This window comes from Ruegeria sp. E5 (genome assembly GCF_056534105.1).
In genome coordinates this window covers 21,354-43,718 of the sequence record NZ_JBQFPA010000007.1, presented here as the reverse complement: position 1 = coordinate 43,718, position 22,365 = coordinate 21,354, and the positions used below count along the sequence as shown (strand labels likewise).

The following is a 22,365-nucleotide window of genomic DNA, read 5'->3' as shown; positions in this document are numbered from 1 at the left end:
CCGTCTGTTATTGAATATCAAATCGTGAAGACCGTAGGTTCGAATGTGCAAGTTGGTTTCTCGAAAGCCACAGATTCGATTTTGATGCTCTGAACATTTGGAAAGGTGTGTTTATGAGGCGAACGGTATTGATGTTAGCTGTTTTGGCATTAGCGGGATGCGCTTCAACCACCACTCCTCCATCAGCACCTATTCCAAACCCCGGTCGCGCGAGCGCGCCCGTCAGTTCACAACAGGCACAAATAAGGTTCCGTCAGGTCGCCTCACGAATAGAACCTGTGGCAGAACGAGAATGCCGCCGCCGCACTAAGAATGTGAATTGTGATTTTTTGATCCGCATTGATCCAGACAAAAAAGCACCCTCAAACGCGTATCAGAGTTTAAGCAAGTCGGGGCGCCCCGTTATCACAATGACTCAAGCGCTGATACGGAATGTAAACAACACTGACGAACTTGCATTTGTTATGGCGCATGAGGCCGCTCACCACATTCAAGGGCATTTGGCGCGACAGGCCCAAAATGCGGCGGCTGGTGCGGTGCTTCTGGCCGGTCTAGCAACAATTGCGGGGTCGGGGCCGAATGACATTGCCGCAGCACAAGACATTGGAGCCTTTGTTGGCGGCCGCAGCTATTCAAAGAACTTTGAATTGGAAGCTGATCGACTAGGCACTGTAATAGCCTACAAAGCGGGTTATGATCCACTCAAGGGTGCGCTGTACTTCGCACGAGTTCCTGATCCTGGTGATCGCTTTCTGGGGACGCATCCCCCAAACTCTCAAAGATACCATGCGGTAAAAGCGACAATGTCCCAGATCGGCGGCTGACCAACTGGTGCTGGATAGGCAATGGCAACGCATGCACAGGGCGGCTTTGCCCCGCAATATTGCCATCTCTGCCCGTCCACAAAATAATAAACCCCACTGGCGGTGCAGCGGGGTTTAATAGAGTCATAACCAACTGGCGAAGGTTACCCCTTCTTCAGAACTTCACGGCCCAGCAATTCTGCAATTTGAACAGCGTTCAACGCCGCGCCTTTGCGCAGGTTGTCGGATACGCACCACAGGTTCAGGCCGTTCTCGATGGTCGAGTCCTGACGGATACGGCTGATGAAGGTGGCGAAGTCGCCCGCGCATTCGATGGGCGAGACGTAGCCACCGGCTTCGCGCTTGTCGATCACCATGATGCCCGGTGCTTCGCGCAGGATGTCGCGGGCTTCGTCTTCGTCGAGGAACTCTTCGAACTCGATGTTCACGGCCTCGGAGTGGCCAACGAATACCGGAACGCGAACGCAGGTTGCGGTGACCTTGATCGACGGATCGACGATCTTTTTGGTCTCGACAACCATCTTCCACTCCTCCTTGGTCGAGCCGTCTTCCATGAAGACGTCGATCTGCGGAATGACGTTGAAGGCAATCTGCTTCTGGAATTTCTTCGGTTCAACCTCGGTCGTGGGATTATAGATGGCCTTGGTCTGATCCCAAAGCTCATCCATGCCTTCCTTACCGGCGCCCGACACCGACTGATAGGTCGACACAACCACGCGCTTGATCTTGGCACGGTCATGCAGAGGCTTCAGCGCGACGACCATCTGCGCGGTCGAGCAGTTGGGGTTGGCGATGATGTTTTTGTTTTTATAGTCGTGGATCGCCTCGGGGTTACATTCCGGCACGATCAGCGGAATGTCCGGGTCATAGCGATAGAGCGAGCTGTTATCGATCACCACGCAGCCAGCCGCTGCCGCCTTAGGGGCGTAAACCTTTGTGGCCTCGGAACCCACAGCAAATAGCGCCATGTCCCAACCAGTGAAATCGAATGTGTCCAGATCTTTGGTAGTGAGCGTCTTGTCGCCAAATGTCACCTCAGTACCCAGCGAACGACGGCTTGCCAGAGCAGCAAGTTCATCGACAGGGAACTGGCGTTCCGCCAGGATGTTCAGCATTTCGCGGCCCACGTTACCCGTGGCGCCGACGACTACGACGCGATAGCCCATTTCATGTCTCCAAAGTTAAGGACGCGCGTTCATAGCCGCGTTGCGGCAAAGAAAAAAGAGGCGTTTCGGCTTATTTCACCCCGTCACACCGATTTGACACAGTTCAGTACCGTTCAGGGTTGTTTCAGCAAGGATCGATAAACCTCGACAATCGCCTGCGCTTCGCCTTCGATTCGAAAATTCTGCTCGACATGGGCGCGCGCGGCTAGTCCCGCAGCGGCCAGCGCGGCGCGGTCCTGCACCATATCCTCCAGCGCGTCGGCCAGTGCAGGGGCATTGTCTTTCTCGACCAGTCTTCCGGTCTCACCATCCTTGATTTGCGCACTGAACGCTCCGACCCCGTGACTGGCTATGGCGGGCACGCCCGAGGCCATCGCTTCAAGCGGTGTAAGGCCGAACCCTTCGTGCCGTGCGGGCGCAACGAACAGATCGAGCGCGCAATAGGTCTCGACAATCTCATCCCAAGGGCGCTCACCCAGAAAATGAACGCGGTCGCCCAGCCCGGCGTCCTGCAGCTTTTGCTCCTGCTCAGCCTGAAACGCCTCAAATTCGTTGGTGGTACGCCCGGTAAAGATCACATGCGCATCGGGGTGATTAGGCAGCATCTTCAGGGCGGCATCGACCAGCAAGTCGACCCCTTTCTGAGGGCGGATACGGCCAAAACACCCGATCAGCAGCCCGTCTGGCAGGCCAAGTTTTTGGCGCAGGGCGCTTTTGTCCTCGGCTGGGTGAAACAGCTCGGTGTTGACGCCATGCATGATGACAGTAGCGGGATGCTCCAGAAAGGAAGCGGCCTGAGGCGTCGTCGCGATCAACGCGTCCATTTTCGAAATCAGCCGCTTGGTGAACCCGGAATGATCACGTTGCGCGGCTGAGGTAAATAGCAGTTTGTAGTTGCGCCGAAGCACAGTGCGCAGAAACAGACCCATCAACATCTCGGTATTCCGGCGCGCATGCCAAACCCGTTTGCGATTGGGTAGAAACAACAGTTTCCAGAGTCTGATATGGGGCAAATCTGGCGGCAGGCCGGGACCGGTGGCACGGATGCCGATCATTTTCTGCTGGATTGGCAGCAGTCGGATCACCGTCGTTGTCACGCCCGACAGGGAATGCTTCAGATTGGGTGCAATCACCTCAATGTCCTGCACGGGCGGTCTCCGGTTTCAGTCCACGCTGTCCCGACTGAATAGATAGATCACGCAGCCAATGGCAAGGGTGACCGCGAAAAAGCCGAAGATCGCCGTATAAGGTGCTGAGGGGCTGATCCCGGCGCTGGCCGCATGGATGCGCCCGGTGGCAAATTGCGCCAGACCAACGCCGCCAACGCCAAAAAGGTTCAGCAGGGTAACGCCCCGCCCGACCAGATGCGGCGGCACGAAGGCCCGGCCATGGGCCATGATCACCGGAAAACTGGCGCCCAGAAAGCCGATCACTGCCAACAGCAGCACCGAGACCCAAACGCCGCTGTCAATCCACAGGCACAGCAGGCCCAGTGCTGCGACTCCCAAGGTATTACCGCCCAGGATCACCCATTTCCGGGTGCCCAGGATACGGTCCAGCGGCCCATAGGCGAAGGTTCCTGCGATCATCGCGGCCCCCATGATCAACGTTGCCGTCCCGATCTGAGCGGTGCTGAGCCCGAACACGTCATTCAAATACGGCCCGGCCCAAAGCCCTCGGATCGCACCCGATGGCGCATAAGACACAAGCATGAGCGGCAGAATGGTCCACAGCGCAGGTTCTTTCAGCAGGTCTAGAAGTGATCCTTTTTGCTCGGTTTTTACCTTTTCAGGGTCATGCACCGTCAGCCAGATCCCCGCAGCCACCGCAGCAGAGATAATCGCCAGACCGGCCAGCGTCGCGCGCCAGCCCATCAGCTCGACCGCCAGCGCCGTGGGGTATGAGGCGACCAGATTGCCGACAGATCCCACACCCAGCATCACCGCGGCGAGCGTGGCAAATTTGGCGGGTGGAAACTCTCGTGCGAAGATGTAGTAGGATGCCATCAGAACCGGCGAGCATCCTACCCCGATCAGCGCCATGGCGAGCGCCACATGGAACGGGGTCGTTGCGACCGCGAACAGGCCAGCCCCGCCAGCCCCGCCGATCAGTAGCAGCACCGCAGAACTGCGCCGAGGACCGACGCGGTCCAGTGCCCAGCCCACCGGAATCTGCATCGCCGCAAAGATTAGAAACCAAAGACCTGAAGCAAAGGCGAGGTCTTCGGGTGTTGCGCCGATATCGCGTCCCAGATCGGTAGTCAAAACTGCCAGAAAAGCGCGGAAAAACTGGCTGAGTACATAGGCCAGACACAAGATCACCAAACCTGCCTGCATTTCTTGACCTATTGTCTAGCTGCCCCGCCCCGATGCTTTGCACGCCGCGTTGATCGGCACAAGTGCCATGATTGAATCGATTGGGGCGGACATTCTTCACAATTGAGCTATCATCACGGCAGATTTTGGATTTCCCGAGTGTGTTATGACCCTCTCAGACTCTGTATTTTATGACTCCGTCCCCATTTCGGACAATTTCCTCAGCCTCAGTGACCCCGCGCAGTTCACACCTTTGCCAGAGACATGGGTTCTGGGCGTCGCCGATATCGTAGATTCGACCGGTGAAATCGCGCGGGGCCGGTACAAGACCGTCAACATGGTGGGGGCGGCCGTGATTTCAGGCATGATCAATGCGCTGGGTGGGCGCATATTTCCGTATGTCTTCGGTGGTGATGGTGCTGGATTCGCCGTATCGGGTGAGGATGCCGAGATCGCGCGGGATACGCTGGCAACATTGCAAAGCTGGGCCGAAACGGAATTCGCCATCACTCTGCGCGCGGCGCTGGTTTCGGTGGCCGACATCCGCGCCGCTGGACGTGATCTGCGTGTTGCTCGCTTTGCGCCTTCCACCGGCGTTGACTATGCGATGTTTACCGGCGGGGGACTGGCCTGGGCCGAGGCTCAGATGAAATCCGGGCAACGTGTTGTGCAACCAGCCGGACCTGACGCGCAGCCCGATCTGACCGGCCTATCTTGTCGTTGGTCCAACAGTCCAGCGAGGGTTGGTCAGATCGTTTCACTGGTTATTCAGCCTACATCAGAGTCTAATGAGGCTGAATTCGCCGCCCTGACCCAATCCATCCTGTCCGTCGCCGAAGGGCTAGAACGCGCCGGTCACCCGGTTCCGGCCAAAGGACCTCCGATGAGTTTCCCTCCGCCCGGCGTCGATATCGACGCCCATGTCTCACGCGCAGGTCGGAATCTTCTGATGCAGAAAACACGCTTGATGATCGGGAATATGTTGATCGGCTTGTTGTTCAAAACCGGGATGCGCCTGGGTCAATTCGAACCCAAGCATTACAAAGAGATGGTCAGTCGCAACGCTGATTTCCGAAAGTTTGATGACGGTCTGAAAATGACGCTGGATTGTGACTCGAGCACGTTGGAACAGCTCACTCAGATGCTGGACGACGCGCAAACAAAAGGCAAAATCAGATATGGAATGCACGCCCAGCAAGAGGCGATGATGACCTGCTTTGTTCCCTCGGCCATGCGCGACGACCATGTGCATTTTGTTGACGGGGCCTCGGGGGGATACGCGCAGGCTGCAGCGTCAATGAGGGCCTAAAGCCCTCGAGCGATTTCAGTGATCACGTCATAGGCCATCATCACGTCCTGTTCTGTGGTTTCAAACTGACCGGCCTGAAAGCGGATGACCAGATCGCCATCCACGCGGGTCTGTGTCAGGTAGATCCGCCCATCATCATTGATTGCATTCACCAGCCGCAGGTTCAGATCATCCAGATCGTCGGCCCCATCCGGCTCGTATCGGAAGGTCCAAAGAGACCACATTGGAGGCGTCACGATCCGAAAATCCGGTTCTGCTGCTAGACGATCATGCAGTGCGCGCGACCAATTGACGTGATTCCGCAGCCGTTCGCGCAACCCCTCCAGCCCATAGGTGCGGATGACGAACCACAGTTTCAGCGCGCGGAACCGACGTCCCAATGGCACCGACCATTCCGAGTAATTGATGATCCCGTCCTTGCCGTGGGTTTTCAGATATTCCGGGCTGATCGCAAGCGTGCGGACCAGATCATCGGGGTTTTTCAGGAAATGCGCACAGCAATCGAATTGCACGCCCAGCCACTTATGGGGATTGAATACAATGCTGTCGGCCTGATCGATCCCCGGCCAGTAGTGACGATATTCGGGGCAGATCATCGCCGACCCCGCCCAGGCTGCATCGACATGGGTATAAAGGCCGTATTTCTGTGCGATCGCCAGGCAGTGATCCACTGGATCAGTTGCCCCGGTTCCGGTCCCTCCAACACAAAGGATCACGCCCGCCGGGTGGAAACCAGACTCTAAATCTAATTGAATCGCTGCTTCAAGCGCATCGGGGTTCATTCCACGCCAATCACCTTGCACGGGGATGCGCACCAGATTGTCCTGTCCAATCCCCGCAACCCAGATGGCGCGGTCGATTGAGGTATGAACCTCGGAAGAGCAATAAATGCGCAGTGGCTTTTGACCGAACAGCCCCAGCGTGTTGCCCTGCCAGTTCATCGCCTTCTCGCGCATGGTCAGCACAGCCGCCAATGTCGCAGATGACGCCGAATCCTGAATAACCCCGGCAAACCCTTTGGGCAGGTCCAGCGCTTCGCGCAGCCAGTCCATCATTCGTGTTTCCATCTCGGTTGCGGCGGGCGAGGTCTGCCACAGCATACATTGCGGCGCGATGGCGCTGGCCAGGAACTCGGCCAGAACAGACGGGGCCGAGGCGTTCGAATTGAAGTAGGCGAAGAACCGAGGGTGTTGCCAATGGGTAATGCCGGGCATCACGATTTGTTCGAAATCATGAAAGATGTCCTCGATCGGCTCGCCCTGCTCAGGGGGATGCGCGGGCAGAGCGTTCAGGATATCGCCCGGCTCGGTCCAGGCGCGCACGGGCTTGTCGCCCACCGTCAGGTGATAGTCTTGCGTCCACTCGGCAACCTTCTTGCCCCAATCGGAGAATTCATTCCATTTCATCTTATCCGCCTCGGTAGCCTTTTTGTCAGTATCATATGCTAAACAAGTTAAGTAAAGCCCAGTAAACGAAACTCAACCACAACCAACGTTCTATTGCGAAATATTTGGAATTGCGCGAAAATTCCATATGTCAAGAAACTTACCACAGACGTCCCGATCATTGCCGATAGCGCTGTTGCGCGCTCGGGAAAGGGTGATGGGGCCTATTCGTGGTGTGCTAACGGATGCTGGCGTCACCGAGCAACAATGGCGCGTTCTGCGCGTTTTGCAGGAAGAAGGACCTCAGGAGCCTACTCAGATCGCCGAGCGCGCCTGCCTCTTGTTGCCCAGCCTGACGCGCATTCTGAAAAAGCTAGAAGACAGCAAGCTGATTATGAGGCGGCCGGATACCAAAGACCGCCGCCGACAGATTGTCGAAATCAGCGAGAACGGGTTGCAAATTATCGACGCAAATCTGGCGGAAATGTTGGAGCTGGCGGAACACACCCGCTCTTTGCTCGGGGCAGAGCAGCACGAGAAGTTGCTGGACCTTCTGGTAGAGCTTCACCAGCTGGAAGGCTGAGCGCAATGCTCAGAACAGGCTCTAACCAAGTTGTTTGCCGTCGTTCAGACCTCGTTTAAGGCCCCAAACTATAAGCATTGTGGGCGGAGAAGGTAATATTCGTTGCCCGTAGATGGTTCGCGTCGTAGCCTCATCCTTACCTTTAACAAACGGTTCAATGCAGATGGATGGGCCCAAACCGCCAGAACCGGCACCGCCTGCACATATTGCAAAGCAGGATTTAAGCGAGCGAGTGGGCGCGCGAGTACGCCGGGCGCGTCAAATGCGAGGCATCCCGCGCCGGATCCTGTCTGAGAACTCGGGCGTTTCCCCACGCTATTTGGCGCAGCTTGAGGCGGGTGAGGGCAACATCTCGATCGGCGTGTTGCACCGTGTCGCACAGGCACTGGATTACAAAGCCGAATGGTTGATTGGTGAAGATGATCCGTGGGATTCGGATGCTTTGCAGATAGTTGAGCTTTTCCGACAAGCCAGCGACGACGTCAAAGAAAGCGTCAGGCGTGCATTGCAACCTCACCCAGATGAGGATGCACGTGCGCATCGGGTTTGTCTGATTGGATTACGCGGAGCGGGTAAGTCAACTCTTGGCGCTATGCTGGCCGCTGCACAAAGACTGCCGTTTGTTGAGCTCACAGCCATGATTGAAGAGATGGCCGGCATGCCCATGTCTGAAGTGATGGCGTTCTACGGGCAAGACGGGTATCGCAATCTGGAAGCGCAGGCGCTGGATCGGGTGATTGCAGAGCATGATCGGGTCGTGCTGGCAGTCGCGGGCGGGATCGTATCAGAGCCTTCGACCTATGCTACCCTGCTTGGCCGGTTTCACACCATCTGGCTGCGCGCGTCACCGACCGAGCATATGGACCGCGTGCGCGCCCAAGGCGACGAACGCCCGATGGCCGGAAATCCCAAGGCGATGGAACAGCTCAAGAACATATTGGCCAGTCGCGAGGCTTTGTATGGGCGGGCAAATGCGCAGCTGGATACATCGGGCAGGGCGCCCCATGTTTCGCTGAACGAGCTGCGCCTACTGATTGAGGAACAAGGTTTCCTGATCGAAAAATTGGGTTCTATTTAGGATCTTTCAGCCAATCCTTTTCAAATTTCACCCCGTCCAGTTCCGCAAATCGCCGTACCCGGTCCAATTCGGCCTGCAGGCGGCGGGTTCTTGCGTCAGACCAACGCACCGACCGTTCTGGCCATACGGATCGGACTTGCAACAGTCCACGGTCTCGCTGGGCCTTCATGTCGACGCGTCCGATCAACCGGTGCCCCTCAATCAACGGAAAGACATAATAGCCGTAGGTACGCTTGGGTTCGGGGACGAACACCTCGATCCGATAGTGGAATCCGAACAACCGCTCGGCCCGGTTCCGGTCACGCAACATAGGGTCAAAAGGGCTGAGAACTCTGATCCGGCCCGGCGCATCGGGCAGCTCTGTAGCGTGTTCACATAGACCGGGGCGGGCGAACACTTTTCGTTCCCGCCCGTCTGCGCATTCGACGCAGATCTCTTCGATTTCACCCTGTGTTAGAGCCTGTTGGCACCAGGATTTTGCCTCGGCAGCGCTTACCGTATCCCAGAACGCGGCAAGCTCTCCAGATGTGGCGAACCCCAGCCGGTCGAGTGCGGCGTTACACAACCAATCCACAGTTTCATTTGCGTCGCAGTGCAAATTGCCGGGGCAAAGTTGAGTTTCTATAACCCGCTCTGTCAGGTCATAGCGTTTCTGAAACCCATCGCGTCCAACCACGGTCAGTGCGCCGGATCGCCAGAGATATTCCAGCGCGGTCTTGGATGGATGCCAGTCCCACCAACCGCCAGATCCCTTTTTCTCGCCTTTTCCCACATCGGACGAGCCAACCGGACCATGGTCGCGGATATGTTGCAGGACGGTTTCGAACTTTTGCTCAAACCCGTCACGCCGCCAGTTCTTCCAACGAGCTTTCAGCATGTCGGCATCGCGCAGGAACCGCAGATGCCAATGGCGATAGAATTCCATTGGGATCACCGCCGCATCGTGCGTCCAATGCTCAAACAGCGCGCGGTCGCGTTCATAGAGGTGTTTGAGGTGGCGCGAACGATAGCTGGGCTTACGCGCATATAGGATCATGTCATGCGCGCGGGCGACGGTGTTGATACTGTCGAGCTGGACAAACCCTAAACGATGGATCAGCTGTAACAAGTCATCGCCTTTGGAACTTCCAGTAGGCTGTTCCAAAAGCGCGTGCCGATCCATGAACAGCGCCCGCGCCGCGCGGTTGTCCAGACGTTGCTGCGCCATCGGGAGTTATCGCCGTTTCAGCGTGTCGCCGTAGCTGATCTTTGGGGTTAGGGTAACGCGGGTTTCAACCTCGGAATCCGGATCGGCCAGCTTCGCCGCAATGATCTCGGCCGCGGTGCGCCCAATCTCGGTCCGGCAGGCATCCATCGTGGCCAGCTTGCGTGGTAGCCCCTGCAGCAGCTCCACATTGTTGAATCCGGCCAATCCGATCTGACCGGGCACATCAATCCCTTGATCCAGCAAATACAGCAGCCCACCTGCGCCGATCATATCGTTGGAATAATACAGAAAATCCAACTCGGGCGAGCGTTCAAGCATCGCTTGTGTCATCTCGCGCCCCTTGGCCAGCGCCGACCCGCCCGAGTAGAATTCGCGATCTTCGATCTCGATCCCGTGCTTGCCCAATACTTCGGTGAAGCCTTCGAACCGTTTACGGGCACGGTGGTCCAACGGCATCTTGGTGCCCATAAACCCGATATGCTCATAGCCCGCCTTCAGGATTGCCTGCGCCATTTCGCGCCCGGCGCGGCGGTGAGAGATTCCCACCATCGCATCCACCGGTTTGCCATCAGTATCCATGATCTCGACCACCGGTATGCCAGCTGAATCCAGCATAGCGCGCGCGGCTTCGGTATGCTCCAGTCCGGCAATGATCACGCCTGAGGGCCGCCACGAGAGCATCTCGTACAGCACTTTTTCTTCTTTTTCTGGCAGATAGTCCGTGACGCCAACCACCGGCTGCAGTTCAGTATCTTCCAGCACCTGATTGATACCGGTTAAAACTTCGGGGAAGACCATATTTGACAATGACGGGATGATCACAGCGACCAGATTCACCCGGCTTGACGCCAATGCTCCCGCGATCTTGTTGGGCACATATCCCAGCTCTTTTGCGGCGGCCAAAACACGGGTACGGGTGGCATCCGACACATCCCCGCGATTACGTAGCACCCGGCTAACGGTCATTTCGGATACTCCGGACGCTTCCGAGACATCACGAAGGGTAAGCGGGCGTTTTGTTTCTGTTGTCACCGAGATACCTGCATTGATTGTTTGGCCGATGGTAGCGTGAACAGGGCGAATTGTTCAACTGTTGTGCAAAGCCCATGACAATCTGAAAAAACCCCGCTAGAGAAAACGACGCGCGGCCCCGTGGCTCAACTGGATAGAGCAGCCCCCTCCTAAGGGGCAGGTTGCAGGTTCGAATCCTGCCGGGGTCGCCAAGCTTTTCTGAACGTACCCGATTAAATGCGTTACAGACCAAGCGTTCTAATTCTCTGCCCTTTGGGTGACGAAGGAATTTTACCCTCGTCACTTCTTGCCGGGTGTGCCGTCGAATTTCTTTTCGATGTCGCTCCAACAGTCGATGTAGTCGTCCTGCAGCGGTGCCTCATTGGCGGCGAACGCTGTGAGATGCTGCGGAAAGCGGGTTTCGAACATGAAGGACATGGTGTTCTCCAGTTTGTCTGGCCCCAGGTTTGAATTCGATGCTTTTTCAAAGGCTTCGCGATCCGGGCCGTGGGGCAGCATCATGTTGTGCAGGCTCATACCGCCGGGAATAAAGCCCTGCGGTTTCGCATCATATTGGCCGTAAATATTGCCCATCAGTTCGGACATGATGTTCTTGTGGTACCAAGGCGGGCGGAAGGTATCTTCCATGACCATCCAGCGCTCGCGGAACAGAACAAAGTCGATATTTGCGGTGCCGGGCTGGCCTGAAGGTGCGGTTAGAACGGTGAAAATCGACGGATCCGGATGATCGAACAGGATGGCTCCGACCGGGCAATAGGTACGCAGGTCGTACTTAACGGGTGCATAGTTGCCGTGCCACGCCACTACATCCAGTGGGCTGTGACCGATCTTGGTCTGGTGAAACTGGCCGCACCATTTGACGGTCACGGTTGAGGGCACCTCGCGGTCCTCAAACGCCGCTACCGGGGCTTTGAAATCACGCGGGTTGGCCATGCAGTTGGCGCCGATCGGGCCGCGGCCAGGCAGTTCGAATTTCTGTCCGTAGTTTTCGCACACGAACCCACGCGCAGGGCCTTCCACAACTTCGACCCGGTAGACAAGGCCGCGTGGAATGATAGCGATTTCCTTGGGTTCAAGGTCGATGATCCCTAATTCGGTGTAGAATCTCAGAACGCCCTCTTGCGGCACCACCAGCAGCTCGGAGTCAGCCGAGAAGAAGTAATCATCCTGCATCGAAGTGTTCACCATATAGATATGGCTGGCCATCCCGACCTGAGTGTTCACATCCCCGGCAGTGGTCATGGTGCGCATGCCCGTGACCCAGGTTGTCTGTTCACCGGTATGGGGCACCGGATCCCAGCGGTACTGTCCCAAGCTGACAACGTCAGGATCGACATTGGGCGCTGATTTCCAATAGGGAACATCGATTTTTTCATAGCGATGTGAATGCTTTACTGACGGGCGGATACGATAGCACCAGGTGCGCTCGTTCTGGTGCGAGGGTGCCGTGAACGCAGTGCCTGAAAGCTGCTCACCATAGAGGCCGTAATTGCATTTCTGCGGGCTGTTCATACCCTGGGGCAGAGCATCAGGAAGCGCTTCGGTTTCGTAATCGTTGCCAAAGCCCGGCATGTACCCTTCGTGCGGCCCTTTCAAGGATGGGGCAACTGTCATGCGTTCATTCTTGGTCGGCTCATTCATTTTGCACGTTCCTTCCGGACAGATACGATCGAATTTAATCGGTGTGGTAATAGTTGACTTTGTAACTAACAAGCGTGACGGGAAGGTATCTTCAAAAAAGATGAGTTTGATTTGCAGGAAATTGCCATAGCCTTGCACCATGTCCTTCTTCGACTGGCAAAAGGTAGTGCAACAGAGATTGTTAATTCCGGTACCTGCGGGACAATTTTCGGGGTCAAACAAAGAAATTGTCTCAGACAGGCCAAACCAGTCTAATTGTACATCGGTCAAGTGACCGGAAGTGCCAGGGGTTCAAATTTTATGGAAAATTTGGTGCCCAGGAGAGGACTCGAACCTCCACGTCCATACGGACACTAGCACCTGAAGCTAGCGCGTCTACCAATTCCGCCACCTGGGCAGGTGTCGTGGAGGGGCGTTTAAGCTGACTGGCAGGGGGCGTCAACCAGATTCGGGGGTGTTTTTGAAAGTTTTTTGATGCGTGCCCCAACTTCTGGTTCACGCGACGGATTTTCAGAGAAGCGCGGCGTTATTGCGCCTTGTTCGACGGGCTCGTGGGCGCTAGATCAATTCAGACCAAGACAGCAGGAGCGCCATCATGTCGAAACTCGTCACGATTTACGGTGGATCGGGCTTTGTCGGCCGATATATCGCGCGGCGTATGGCTGCAGAAGGCTGGCGTGTCCGCGTCGCTGTGCGGCGGCCCAATGAAGCGATGTTCGTCAGACCCTATGGCGCGGTTGGTCAGGTCGAGCCTATCTTGTGCAATATCCGTGATGACGCCTCGGTTGCTGCAGCGATGCATGGTGTGGACGCCGTGGTGAATTGCGTCGGCGTATTGAATGAGCTGGGCAAGAATGCGTTCGACGCAGTGCAGGCCGAAGGTGCCGAACGGATCGCCCGGCTGGCGGCCGCTCAGGGTATTGACCGCATGGTCCATATCTCGGCCATTGGTGCGGATCCCGAATCCGACAGCGAATATGCGCGCACCAAAGCGCAGGGCGAGGCGGGCGTTTTGCAACACATGCCGGGTGCCGTCATTCTGCGCCCATCAGTCATTTTCGGCACCGAAGACCAGTTTTTCAACCGCTTCGCAGGAATGACACGGATGAGCCCGTTCCTGCCGCTTGTTGGGGCGGAAACGAAATTTCAACCTGTCTATGTCGATGATGTTGCGCAAGCGGCAGTTCAAGGCGTTCTGGGCAAAGCGTCTGCCGGTGTTTATGAACTGGGCGGGCCAGAGGTAAAGAGTTTCCGCGCCTTGATGCAGCAGATGCTCGACGTAATTCATCGCCGCCGGATCATCATCGGGATGCCTTTCTGGGCGGCGAAAATCATGGCGGGTGTGTTGGATATCGCGAAGTTCGTCAGTTTTCAGTTGTTTCCGAACAATATCCTGACTCGTGACCAACTTAAGAATCTGCGGCGCGATAATGTGGTGGCGGATGACGCTAAAGGTTTTTCGGACCTCGGGATCGAGCCCGCAACGTTGGAGTCGGTTCTGCCAGAATATCTGTGGAAATTCCGCCCCGCGGGTCAGTATGACGATATTCAGAACTCGGCCAAGAACCTGCGCATCTGATTAGCTATAGGCGATCATTAGCAGTATTGCTCCGAGGATGACCCGGTAGATCACATAGGGTGTGAAACTGACGCTACGCAGAAGCCGCATCATCAGGTTAAGCGCGAGCAGAGCCGAAACAAAGGCGAAGGCTGCGGCAATCGCGCCGTCCTTGGCCAGCTGTGTATCCGCCTCACGGATGACGTCGACCGAAAGCAGGACGCCCGAAGCGATGATCGTAGGTATCGACATCAGCATGGCAATCCGCGCACCATCTTCGCGTGTATAGCCAAGCTGACGAGCGCCTGTGATCGTAATCCCCGAGCGTGAAGTCCCCGGGATCAAGGCCAACATCTGCCACAGCCCCATGATCATTGCGTCCTTTAAGCCCCAGTCCGAACTACGTTTGGTTTGTACCCCCTTTTGATCCATCCAATACAGCACTAACCCGAAGCCAAGCATCGCCCATCCGATGACGGCGACTGAACGCAGAGCCTGCTCAAGCCCCGTCAGGTACACGATCCCGCCCGCGATGACTGTCGGGATCGTGGCGATGACCAAGCCCAGTGCCAACCGCGCCTGAGGCGTCTCAATTCGTCCTCGGATAATTTGGGGTATCCCGGCGAGGGCTTGTTTCACATCTGACCAGAAATAAAGAATAACCGCGCCAAGTGTTCCTACATGGACGGCGACATCGATTGCCAGGCCTTGATCAACCGCGCCAGTCAGGCGGGGCAGCAGGATCAGGTGCCCGGATGAAGATACAGGCAAGAATTCGGTGACGCCCTGAATGATCGCCACAAGAATCAAGTGAAAAAGGCTCATCTGCTCTGCCGGTACCGTGCTCGTTTTGTTGAGAACAATGGGTATAAGCGGGCAACGGGAAAGTGAAGTGCTCAGATAGGTCCGAATCGGAACTAAAAACACGACAAATTTCTCTGAAAAAACATCGAGCGATGCAGTTTTCTCAATATAGGTCAGTACTATTGACTTTTCATCTAGAATGACATCACTTAAAGAACCCTGACCAAGCCAATTCATGGAGTCTGACCCGTGGCCAAGCAACCGATGCTGAAATTTGTGCAGATCGATCGTGTCATGCCTGAAAAGCGTGCCGCCAGTGACCGCAAAGAGGACTTCGATGAAATCTATGCCGAGTACGCCGCGGAGAAGGCGGCCGAACAGGCCAGCCGATGCAGCCAGTGCGGAGTGCCCTATTGCCAGTCCCATTGTCCGCTGCACAACAATATCCCTGATTGGCTGAACCTGACGGCAACCGGGCGGTTGGAAGAGGCGTATCAAACAAGCCAGGCTACCAACACTTTCCCTGAAATCTGCGGCCGCATCTGCCCACAGGACCGTCTGTGCGAAGGCAATTGCGTGATCGAGCAATCGGGCCACGGTACGGTCACCATCGGCTCGATCGAGAAATACATTACCGATACAGCCTGGGATAAAGGCTGGGTTAAACCCGTTCAGCCCCGTGCCGAGCGCGACGAAAGCGTGGGTATCATTGGCGGTGGACCCGGTGGATTGGCAGCGGCGGATATGCTGCGCCGGGCGGGTATTCAGGTCACGGTCTATGATCGTTATGACCGTGCGGGGGGGCTGCTGATGTACGGCATTCCCGGTTTCAAGCTGGAAAAGGATATCGTCCAACGCCGAAATGACCTGCTGGCAGATGGTGGTGTTGCATTTGAGCTGAACTGCGATGTGGACGCCGCGAAATTCGCGGAAATCCACGCGAAACATGATGCGGTAATTATTGCAACGGGCGTCTACAAATCCCGTGATCTGTCCATGCCCGGCAGCGGTCTGGGTGGGATTGAAAAGGCGATCGATTTTCTGACAGCCTCGAATCGCAAAAGTTTTGGCGATGCGGTTGATGACTTCGACAATGGCCGCTTGAACGCGGAAGGTAAGAAAGTGGTCGTCATCGGCGGGGGTGATACCGCGATGGATTGCGTGCGCACGTCGATTCGTCAGGGTGCGACGTCGGTCAAATGCCTCTATCGCCGCGACCGCGCCAATATGCCAGGCTCGCAGCGCGAGACCCAGAATGCCGAGGAAGAAGGCGTGATCTTCGAATGGCTTAGCGCACCCAAAGGCTTTACCGGCGATGAGCAAGTAAACGGTGTCATGGTGCAGAAGATGCGTCTGGGCCAGCCCGATGCCTCGGGCCGTCAGGCTCCCGAAGTGATTGAGGGCGCAGACTATGTCGAAGAGGCCGATCTGGTGATCAAGGCGCTTGGATTCGAACCCGAAGACCTGCCCACGCTGTTTGGTCAACCCGATCTACCCGTGACCCGCTGGAGTACAATCAAAGCTGCGTTCCAGACCGGTGCAACCGAGATGGAGGGCGTTTATGCCATCGGCGACATCGTGCGCGGTGCTTCGCTGGTGGTCTGGGCGATCCGTGACGGGCGCGATTGCGCAGATGCCATAATTGAGCGTTTTAACGCCAAATCCGCCATCGCAGCCGAGTGAAACAAAACGCAAAAGCAATTCGAAAAATCCCAGCGGGTATGCGTTCGAAAGCGAACGCCGACAGATGAACAAAAGCCTGTGTGCCCCCTTGGGAAGAAGGAGACAGCCAATGACCAAATATGATGCCGATTGGGTGCGGGCCGAGGAAGCCAAGCGCAAATGGATGGCAGAAAACGGTCTCTATTCAGAGGAAGAAGAGCATTCCTCGTGCGGTGTGGGCCTTGTTGTGTCCGTCGATGGTAAGCCGTCACGCAAGGTGGTGGATGCGGGGATCGATGCGCTAAAGGCAATCTGGCATCGCGGCGCGGTGGATGCGGACGGTAAAACCGGGGATGGCGCAGGTATCCATGTTCAGATCCCGGTCCCATTCTTCTATGATCAGATTCGGCGCACGGGTCATGAACCAAACTTGGATGAACTGGTTGCTGTCGGTCAGGTTTTCCTGCCCCGCACGGATTTTGGCGCGCAGGAACAGTGCAGGACCATAGTCGAAACCGAAGTTCTGCGCATGGGTTACTATATTTATGGCTGGCGACATGTGCCGGTTGATGTGACCTGTCTGGGCGAAAAGGCCAACGCGACCCGGCCCGAGATCGAGCAAATTTTGATCTCGAACTCCAAAGGCGTGGATGAAGAGACATTCGAGCGTGAGCTCTATGTCATTCGTCGCCGTATTGAAAAAGCGGCGCTGGCCGCAGGAATCTCGGGGCTGTATCTGGCGTCGCTGTCTTGCCGGTCGATCATCTACAAAGGCATGATGCTGGCCGAGCAGGTCGCTGTTTTCTACCCCGACCTGATGGATGAGCGGTTCGAGTCCGCTTTTGCGATTTACCACCAGCGCTATTCGACCAACACGTTCCCGCAATGGTGGCTGGCCCAGCCCTTCCGTATGTTGGCCCACAACGGTGAGATCAACACGCTGAAAGGCAACATCAACTGGATGAAAAGCCACGAGATCCGCATGACCTCGGACAGCTTTGGCGTCTATGCCGAGGACATCAAGCCGATCATTGCGGGCGGATCGTCGGATTCTGCCGCATTAGACTCGGTATTCGAGGTTTTGGTGCGTGCGGGGCGCTCGGCGCCGATGGCGAAGACCATGCTGGTTCCGGAAAGCTGGTCCAAGCAAGCTATCGAGCTGCCGCAAAGCTGGCGCGACATGTATTCCTACTGCAATTCAGTGATGGAACCTTGGGATGGCCCTGCTGCGCTGGCAATGACGGATGGCCGCTGGGTGTGTGCCGGTTTGGATCGGAATGGTCTGCGCCCGATGCGCTATGTGGTAACCGGCGATGGTCTGGTCATCGCGGGGTCCGAGGCGGGTATGGTGCCGATTGATGAGGCCACCGTGACCGAAAAAGGCGCGCTGGGACCGGGCCAGATGCTGGCTGTCGATATGAAAAAGGGCAAGCTGTTCCGCGACAAGCAGATCAAGGACAAACTGGCCCGAGCACTGCCGTTTGGCGACTGGGTCGGCAAGATCAACGATCTGGACGAGTCACTTGCGGGCGTGACGGAACACCCGAAATTCACCGGAGAAGAACTGCGCAAGCGTCAGATCGCGGCCGGGTATTCTGTAGAAGACCTAGAACAGATTCTTGCCCCGATGGCAGAGGACGGCAAAGAGGCGCTGGCTTCGATGGGGGATGATACGCCCTCGGCTGTTCTGTCCAAGCAATACCGCCCGCTCAGCCACTTTTTCCGGCAGAACTTCAGCCAGGTGACGAACCCTCCGATCGACAGTTTGCGTGAATACCGTGTGATGTCGCTGAAGACGCGGTTCGGCAACCTTAAGAACGTGCTGGACGAAGACAGCAGCCAGACCGAGATCATCGTTCTGGAAAGCCCCTTTGTCGGCAATGCACAATGGGACACCCTGGTCAATCAACTGGGTTCACCCCTTGCGGAGATCGATTGTAGCTTTGAACCCGGCCGAGGCGCTCTGAGCGCCGCCTTGGCACGTGTTAGAGCCGAAGCAGAGGAAGCCGTGCGCTCGGGCGCGGGTCACTTGGTTCTGTCTGACATGAATTCAGGGCAAGGTCGTGTGGCGATGCCGATGATCCTGGCCACCAGTGCTGTGCATTCGCATTTGACCCGTCAGGGTTTGCGGACCTTTTGTTCGCTGAACGTGCGGTCTGCTGAATGTGTTGATCCTCATTACTTTGCGGTTCTGATCGGCTGTGGCGCGACTGTTGTGAACGCCTATCTGGCCGAAGACTCACTGGCTGATCGCATTGACCGTGGTCTGCTGGACGGCACCCTGACCGAAAACGTTGCGCGCTATCGCGAAGCCATCGACCAGGGTCTGCTCAAGATCATGGCCAAGATGGGTATTTCGGTGATCTCGTCCTATCGCGGTGGTCTGAATTTCGAAGCCGTGGGTCTCAGCCGCGCGATGGTGGCCGAGTATTTCCCGGGCATGACCAGTCGTATCTCCGGCATCGGTGTCACCGGCATTCAGACCAAAGTCGAAGAAATTCATGCCAAGGCGTGGGACAGCGGTCTGGATGTTCTGCCCATCGGAGGTTTCTACAAAGCGCGTAAATCGGGTGAGACCCACGCGTGGGAAGCAACCTCAATGCACATGATGCAAATGGCCTGTAACCGCGCCTCATATGAGCTGTGGAAACAGTATTCGGCCAAGATGCAGTCCAATCCTCCGATTCACTTGCGCGATCTGATGGATTTCAAGCCGCTGGGCAAGCCGGTGCCGATCGAAGAGGTCGAATCGATCACTTCAATCCGCAAACGCTTTGTCACTCCAGGCATGTCGCTGGGCGCGCTCAGCCCCGAGGCGCACAAGACACTGAACGTGGCGATGAACCGGATTGGCGCGAAGTCGGATTCCGGCGAAGGTGGTGAAGACCCTGCGCATTTTGTGCCTGAACCCAACGGTGACAACCCGTCGGCCAAGATCAAACAGGTGGCCTCGGGCCGGTTTGGCGTAACCGCCGAGTACCTGAACCAGTGTGAAGAGCTTGAGATCAAGGTCGCCCAAGGCGCGAAACCGGGTGAGGGCGGTCAGCTACCGGGTATGAAAGTCACAGACCTGATCGCGCGTCTGCGGCATTCTACCAAGGGCGTGACCCTGATCTCACCGCCGCCGCACCACGACATCTACTCGATCGAGGATCTGGCGCAGCTGATCTATGACCTGAAACAGATCAACCCGCGTTGCAAGGTGACGGTAAAGCTGGTGGCGTCTTCGGGCGTTGGCACGATTGCTGCCGGTGTGGCCAAGGCGAAAGCGGATATTATCCTGATTTCGGGTCACAATGGCGGGACGGGTGCGTCGCCCGCAACCAGTATCAAATATGCCGGCCTGCCATGGGAAATGGGCCTGACCGAAGCCCATCAGGTTCTGGCGATGAACAACCTGCGCGACCGTGTGACTCTGCGGACGGATGGTGGCCTGCGCACCGGTCGTGACATCGTCATGGCCGCGATGATGGGGGCAGAGGAGTACGGCATCGGCACCGCCGCCCTGATCGCAATGGGCTGTATCATGGTACGCCAGTGCCAGTCGAACACCTGTCCGGTCGGGGTGTGCACGCAGGACGAATCGTTGCGTGCCAAGTTTACTGGTAACGCGGACAAGGTGGTGAACCTGATCACCTTCTACGCACAGGAAGTGCGAGAACTGCTGGCTAGCCTCGGCGCACGCTCGATTGACGAAATCATCGGTCGTGCTGATCTGCTAGCACAGGTCAGCCGCGGATCGGCGCATCTGGATGATCTGGACCTCAACCCGCTGTTAATCACCGTCGATGGCGCACATGATATCGTCTACAACCGCGACAAGGATCGTAATGCAGTGCCGGATACGCTGGATGCCGAGATTGTGCGCGATGCGGCGCGATTCCTGAAAGACGGTGAGAAGATGCAACTATCTTACGCGGTGCAGAACACGCATCGGACCGTGGGTACGCGTGTCTCAAGCCACATCGTCCAGAATTTCGGCATGCGGAACACGTTCCAGGACGATCACTTGCATGTGAAACTGCAGGGTTCGGCCGGCCAGTCGCTGGGGGCTTTTGCCGCTCCAGGTCTCAAGCTGGAGGTCTCGGGTGATGCCAACGACTATGTCGGCAAGGGGCTTTCGGGCGGCATGATTGTTGTGCGACCCCCGCAGGTGAGCCCGCTCAAGGCGGAATATAACACCATCATTGGCAACACCGTCCTATACGGTGCCACCGATGGCCACCTATTTGCAGCAGGCCGCGCAGGTGAGCGGTTCGCGGTGCGAAATTCAGGTGCCAGAGTGGTGATCGAAGGCTGCGGCTCGAACGGATGTGAATACATGACCGGCGGTGTTGCGGTTATTCTCGGCGATATCGGTGCCAACTTTGGTGCGGGGATGACGGGTGGTATGGCTTATCTGTACGACCCCGAAGGCAAAGCTGAGGCGCTGATGAATATGGAGACGCTTGTCACCTGTCCGGTGACAGTGGACCATTGGGAAGATCAGCTGAAAGCAATGATCGAGCGCCATGTCGCGGAGACCAACAGCCGCAAAGCCATTGATATCTTACAGCATTGGGATGTGGAAAAGACCAACTTCCTGCAGGTTTGCCCAAAAGAGATGTTGAACAAGCTCAGTCATCCTCTGACCACCGAAGTGGCGGCGGTTCCTGCAGAATAGGTCTTGAGAGATCTAAATCTTTGGCCCGGCGTGTCGTTCCCAACACGCCGGGTATTCTTTTGTCTGGCCATATTGTTTCCAATTCTTGTGTAATGCCGTGCATAACGCCTAGCTTTAGTCATAGTTTATTCGGGAAATGCAGGCATGCTGCTATCCCAATGATGTGAGTGAAGTGGAATATCGGTGTGCCCACGACGTATACAGATCAGTTTTTTGTGCTCGACCCGGCCAATCCGGGTGCGAACGGAACCGTTGTTGGATCCACGCTCAACGTCGAGTTCTTTGATATCATCGATCAGAATGACGATGATCTGGTCAACCGGCTGAATGGAGACTCGGTTGACGGATCTGATATCACTGCGTCTTACTTCAATGATATGGTGACCATCGAGTTGCCAGGTGGTGCGCAGGTTACATATACCGGCGTTACCTTCTACCTTGCTGACGGGCGCGAGGTTTTTACCCCAACAGACGGATCGGTTCTGCAGCAAGGCACGTTTGTTTCTTCTTCAGTCACCGATTTCAGCGATGATGGGGCTTCGTTTGGTTCGGTCGATATCGCCAACGGTGATCTCGGTCCGCCCTGCTTTACGCCCGGCACATTGATTAATACCCTCGATGGGCCCCGGCCGGTCGAGGACCTGAAACTTGGAGATCTGGTTACGACCGCGGATAGCGGCGCTAAACCTGTGCTCTGGATTGGTCGGACCAAGGTAGCAGCCGAGGGTAAACTGGCCCCAATTCGCTTCGAGACAGGGATGTTCGGGCTCACGCGCCCTCTGCTTGTTTCGCCGCAGCACAGGATGCTGATCGATGATTGGCGTGCACCCTACCTGTTTGGCCATGAAGAAGTTCTGATCGCTGCCCATTGTCTTGTGAACGGAACAACAGTCACGCGTGTCGAAGGGGGCGAGGTGGATTATATCCACATTCTGTTCCGGCGACATGAGATCGTGTTCGCCAATGGCGCCAAAAGTGAAAGCTACTACCCGGGACATGCACTGACCCAGGCCGAGCGTCGGACGCAAGCAGAAGTATTGGCCTTGTTCCCGGAGTTGGCGGCGCGCGGAGCAGCCTCAGTCAGAACTGCACGCCCGGTTGTGCGACCGCGCGACGGACAGATGTTGTCGAAATAATC

At 56.6% G+C, this 22,365-nt stretch carries 16 protein-coding genes and 2 tRNA genes; 9 read left to right on the top strand and 9 right to left on the bottom strand.

The genetic code is table 11. The features are described 5' to 3' along the window. Positions 1-131: 131 nt before the first annotated feature. Positions 132-824, top strand: a complete 693-nt coding sequence (locus ACR0BI_RS20690; RefSeq protein ID WP_480444271.1) for a M48 family metalloprotease — start codon at positions 132-134, stop codon at positions 822-824. Positions 825-967: 143 nt separating this feature from the next. On the opposite strand, the gene ACR0BI_RS20685 is transcribed toward ACR0BI_RS20690, so the two are convergent. The 3 genes from ACR0BI_RS20685 to ACR0BI_RS20675 all read right to left on the bottom strand — a co-directional run bounded on the left by ACR0BI_RS20685 (position 968) and on the right by ACR0BI_RS20675 (position 4,326). After that, complete coding sequence (locus ACR0BI_RS20685) at positions 968-1,990, bottom strand: aspartate-semialdehyde dehydrogenase (protein ID WP_170399241.1); 1,023 nt, start codon at positions 1,988-1,990, stop codon at positions 968-970. A gap of 113 nt (positions 1,991-2,103) precedes the next feature. Next, entirely contained in the window at positions 2,104-3,138 is a 1,035-nt protein-coding gene (locus ACR0BI_RS20680) for a glycosyltransferase family 4 protein (protein ID WP_170648977.1), read from the bottom strand. Between the two features lie 15 nt (positions 3,139-3,153). Next, entirely contained in the window at positions 3,154-4,326 is a 1,173-nt protein-coding gene (locus ACR0BI_RS20675) for an MFS transporter (protein ID WP_480562857.1), read from the bottom strand. Between the two features lie 145 nt (positions 4,327-4,471). Between ACR0BI_RS20675 and ACR0BI_RS20670 the strand changes: the two genes are divergently transcribed. After that, the gene (locus ACR0BI_RS20670) at positions 4,472-5,614 is read left to right on the top strand and encodes a DUF3095 domain-containing protein (RefSeq protein WP_170627020.1); all 1,143 of its coding nucleotides are present in this window, start codon (positions 4,472-4,474) and stop codon (positions 5,612-5,614) included. Here ACR0BI_RS20670 and ACR0BI_RS20665 read toward each other — a convergent pair. Next, positions 5,611-7,020: a pyridoxal phosphate-dependent decarboxylase family protein gene (locus ACR0BI_RS20665; RefSeq protein ID WP_480562858.1), complete on the bottom strand. Its 1,410-nt coding sequence runs from the start codon at positions 7,018-7,020 to the stop codon at positions 5,611-5,613. The two genes, ACR0BI_RS20670 and ACR0BI_RS20665, sit on opposite strands and share 4 nt — an antisense overlap. 127 nt (positions 7,021-7,147) lie before the next feature. On the opposite strand from ACR0BI_RS20665, the gene hpaR reads away from it, so the two are divergent. Further along, the gene (gene hpaR / locus ACR0BI_RS20660; RefSeq protein ID WP_170426263.1) at positions 7,148-7,582 is read left to right on the top strand and encodes a homoprotocatechuate degradation operon regulator HpaR; all 435 of its coding nucleotides are present in this window, start codon (positions 7,148-7,150) and stop codon (positions 7,580-7,582) included. Positions 7,583-7,694: 112 nt separating this feature from the next. Then, positions 7,695-8,660: a helix-turn-helix transcriptional regulator gene (locus tag ACR0BI_RS20655; RefSeq protein WP_480439470.1), complete on the top strand. Its 966-nt coding sequence runs from the start codon at positions 7,695-7,697 to the stop codon at positions 8,658-8,660. On the opposite strand, the gene ACR0BI_RS20650 is transcribed toward ACR0BI_RS20655, so the two are convergent. Together ACR0BI_RS20650 and ACR0BI_RS20645 are read right to left on the bottom strand one after the other, a co-directional pair. Then, positions 8,653-9,867 carry a winged helix-turn-helix domain-containing protein gene (locus ACR0BI_RS20650; RefSeq protein WP_480562859.1) on the bottom strand — a complete coding sequence of 405 codons (1,215 nt, stop codon included), beginning with the start codon at positions 9,865-9,867 and terminating at the stop codon, positions 8,653-8,655. The two genes, ACR0BI_RS20655 and ACR0BI_RS20650, sit on opposite strands and share 8 nt — an antisense overlap. A gap of 6 nt (positions 9,868-9,873) precedes the next feature. Next, the gene (locus tag ACR0BI_RS20645; RefSeq protein WP_170399205.1) at positions 9,874-10,899 is read right to left on the bottom strand and encodes a LacI family DNA-binding transcriptional regulator; all 1,026 of its coding nucleotides are present in this window, start codon (positions 10,897-10,899) and stop codon (positions 9,874-9,876) included. A 114-nt stretch (positions 10,900-11,013) separates the two neighbouring features. On the opposite strand from ACR0BI_RS20645, the gene ACR0BI_RS20640 reads away from it, so the two are divergent. Next, positions 11,014-11,090, top strand: a tRNA-Arg gene (locus tag ACR0BI_RS20640). Positions 11,091-11,178: 88 nt separating this feature from the next. Here the strand turns inward: ACR0BI_RS20640 and hmgA are convergent. Both hmgA and ACR0BI_RS20630 read right to left on the bottom strand, forming a co-directional pair. Continuing rightward, complete coding sequence (gene hmgA / locus ACR0BI_RS20635) at positions 11,179-12,540, bottom strand: homogentisate 1,2-dioxygenase (RefSeq protein ID WP_480562860.1); 1,362 nt, start codon at positions 12,538-12,540, stop codon at positions 11,179-11,181. Positions 12,541-12,850: 310 nt separating this feature from the next. Beyond that, positions 12,851-12,937, bottom strand: a tRNA-Leu gene (locus tag ACR0BI_RS20630). A 198-nt stretch (positions 12,938-13,135) separates the two neighbouring features. Between ACR0BI_RS20630 and ACR0BI_RS20625 the strand changes: the two genes are divergently transcribed. Continuing rightward, positions 13,136-14,119 carry a complex I NDUFA9 subunit family protein gene (locus ACR0BI_RS20625; RefSeq protein WP_170515229.1) on the top strand — a complete coding sequence of 328 codons (984 nt, stop codon included), beginning with the start codon at positions 13,136-13,138 and terminating at the stop codon, positions 14,117-14,119. Here ACR0BI_RS20625 and ACR0BI_RS20620 read toward each other — a convergent pair whose 3' ends face one another. Continuing rightward, positions 14,120-14,923 carry an undecaprenyl-diphosphate phosphatase gene (locus tag ACR0BI_RS20620; protein WP_170426255.1) on the bottom strand — a complete coding sequence of 268 codons (804 nt, stop codon included), beginning with the start codon at positions 14,921-14,923 and terminating at the stop codon, positions 14,120-14,122. Between the two features lie 228 nt (positions 14,924-15,151). Between ACR0BI_RS20620 and ACR0BI_RS20615 the strand changes: the two genes are divergently transcribed. The 3 genes from ACR0BI_RS20615 to ACR0BI_RS20605 all read left to right on the top strand — a co-directional run bounded on the left by ACR0BI_RS20615 (position 15,152) and on the right by ACR0BI_RS20605 (position 22,363). Continuing rightward, entirely contained in the window at positions 15,152-16,585 is a 1,434-nt protein-coding gene (locus ACR0BI_RS20615; RefSeq protein WP_480562861.1) for an NAD(P)-dependent oxidoreductase, read from the top strand. 109 nt (positions 16,586-16,694) lie between these two features. Beyond that, positions 16,695-21,227, top strand: coding sequence for a glutamate synthase large subunit (gene gltB / locus ACR0BI_RS20610; protein WP_170515240.1), 4,533 nt, complete (start codon positions 16,695-16,697; stop codon positions 21,225-21,227). 167 nt (positions 21,228-21,394) lie between these two features. Then, a complete protein-coding gene (locus ACR0BI_RS20605; protein WP_480879137.1) occupies positions 21,395-22,363 on the top strand; it encodes a Hint domain-containing protein in 969 nt (322 codons plus the stop codon). Positions 22,364-22,365: the final 2 nt, after the last annotated feature.

What these genes read in the sequence shown, in the direction of transcription:
- ACR0BI_RS20690 (WP_480444271.1), top strand. Translation starts at nt 132, where the DNA reads ATGTTAGCTGTTTTGGCATTAGCGGGATGCGCTTCAACCACCACTCCT.
- ACR0BI_RS20685 (WP_170399241.1), bottom strand. Translation starts at nt 1,990, where the DNA reads ATGGGCTATCGCGTCGTAGTCGTCGGCGCCACGGGTAACGTGGGCCGC.
- ACR0BI_RS20675 (WP_480562857.1), bottom strand. Translation starts at nt 4,326, where the DNA reads ATGCAGGCAGGTTTGGTGATCTTGTGTCTGGCCTATGTACTCAGCCAG.
- ACR0BI_RS20670 (WP_170627020.1), top strand. Translation starts at nt 4,472, where the DNA reads ATGACCCTCTCAGACTCTGTATTTTATGACTCCGTCCCCATTTCGGAC.
- ACR0BI_RS20665 (WP_480562858.1), bottom strand. Translation starts at nt 7,020, where the DNA reads ATGAAATGGAATGAATTCTCCGATTGGGGCAAGAAGGTTGCCGAGTGG.
- hpaR (WP_170426263.1), top strand. Translation starts at nt 7,148, where the DNA reads ATGTCAAGAAACTTACCACAGACGTCCCGATCATTGCCGATAGCGCTG.
- ACR0BI_RS20655 (WP_480439470.1), top strand. Translation starts at nt 7,695, where the DNA reads ATGGTTCGCGTCGTAGCCTCATCCTTACCTTTAACAAACGGTTCAATG.
- ACR0BI_RS20650 (WP_480562859.1), bottom strand. Translation starts at nt 9,867, where the DNA reads ATGGCGCAGCAACGTCTGGACAACCGCGCGGCGCGGGCGCTGTTCATG.
- hmgA (WP_480562860.1), bottom strand. Translation starts at nt 12,540, where the DNA reads ATGAATGAGCCGACCAAGAATGAACGCATGACAGTTGCCCCATCCTTG.
- ACR0BI_RS20625 (WP_170515229.1), top strand. Translation starts at nt 13,136, where the DNA reads ATGTCGAAACTCGTCACGATTTACGGTGGATCGGGCTTTGTCGGCCGA.
- ACR0BI_RS20620 (WP_170426255.1), bottom strand. Translation starts at nt 14,923, where the DNA reads ATGAGCCTTTTTCACTTGATTCTTGTGGCGATCATTCAGGGCGTCACC.
- gltB (WP_170515240.1), top strand. Translation starts at nt 16,695, where the DNA reads ATGACCAAATATGATGCCGATTGGGTGCGGGCCGAGGAAGCCAAGCGC.